This is a genomic window from Microcystis sp. M53603_WE2 (assembly GCF_030065435.1).
This window is the reverse complement of record NZ_JASJFF010000040.1, coordinates 1-1,119: the sequence shown is the minus strand read 5'-3', so window position 1 is coordinate 1,119 and position 1,119 is coordinate 1. Positions and strand designations below refer to the sequence as shown.

2 protein-coding genes are annotated in these 1,119 nt (G+C 45.8%); one reads left to right on the top strand and one right to left on the bottom strand.

The features are described from left to right. On the bottom strand, positions 1-611 hold a 611-nt coding region (locus tag PX481_RS01000), incomplete at its 3' end, for an ABC transporter permease (protein ID WP_288093196.1). Positions 612-923: 312 nt separating this feature from the next. Here PX481_RS01000 and ndhN point away from each other — a divergent pair. Then, a partial coding sequence (gene ndhN / locus PX481_RS00995; protein ID WP_288093193.1) for an NAD(P)H-quinone oxidoreductase subunit N occupies positions 924-1,119 on the top strand: 196 nt, incomplete at its 3' end.

Below are 1,119 nucleotides of genomic sequence, written 5' to 3'. Positions count from 1 at the left end.
TGGACGACATTAAAGAAAAGATATTTTGATAGTATCCGGCTAGGACTGGCACCGATCGCTCGCGCCGCTTCGATAAATAACTCATTTTTAACGCTGGCGGTTTGATTTCTGACCACGCGAAAATATTGGGGAATATAGGCAATGCTAACAGCGATCGCTACATTGAGGATACCACGACCCAAGACGAAAGCGAGAGCCACCGATAATAATAACCCCGGCAAGGTGTAGAGGGTATCCATGATAAAGAGGAGAACGCGATCGATCTTACCCCCCAAATAACCGCTAATTAACCCTAAAGGAACCCCGATGACTAAAGATAATCCTGTGGCCAAAAATACCACGGACAAGGCCGCTCGCGCCCCGAATAGGGTGCGGGAAAAGACATCATAACCGCGCACATTCGTCCCGAACCAATGGGCGGAACTGGGGGTTTGTAGGGGATAATTGCTTAAAATGTCGGTTGGATCCTGAATCAGTCCGATCGCTTGCAGAAGGGGCGAAAACAGGGCAATCAGGATAAAAATAATTGTCAATACCAACCCAACCCCTAGGAGTTTAGTGGTTAGGTTGGGTTTCAGAAAAGGATCGATCGGCAATTTAACAGGAGTCATCGACAAAATTTAGCCATTGCATAGAACGCTAATTGTAGAAGACAAGGCTAACCTGAGACAAGAGCAGTGTTTTTTTCAGACAGCCGGGGCCGAAACGACCATAAACCAGAGCAAGACTGCTAAAGCTAAAACAGTTAGTTTAATCAGGATATAAAGCAGTCCGTTGGGATAAAGGAGATCGTGAAACATATTGCCTCCTTGGGAGAGTAGCGATTGTCTCTCTCTATCTTTGATCTTAAGTCTTTCTTTGTTCACCTGACGCACAACTTAACAAAACGTGCGATTATAGGGAAAAAGATTTTTTTACTAGCTATGGCACTACTGACCACAGGAAAACCATTTATTCGCGATCTGGAACAATACGGTGCTTTAGGGGTTTACGCACCCTTAGAAGGGGGTTACGAGGGACGCTATCAAAGACGTTTACGGGCCACTGGTTACAATGTCCTGCATATCACCGCTAGAGGTCTGGGCGATTTAAGTGCCTATCTTACTGGCATTCATGGAG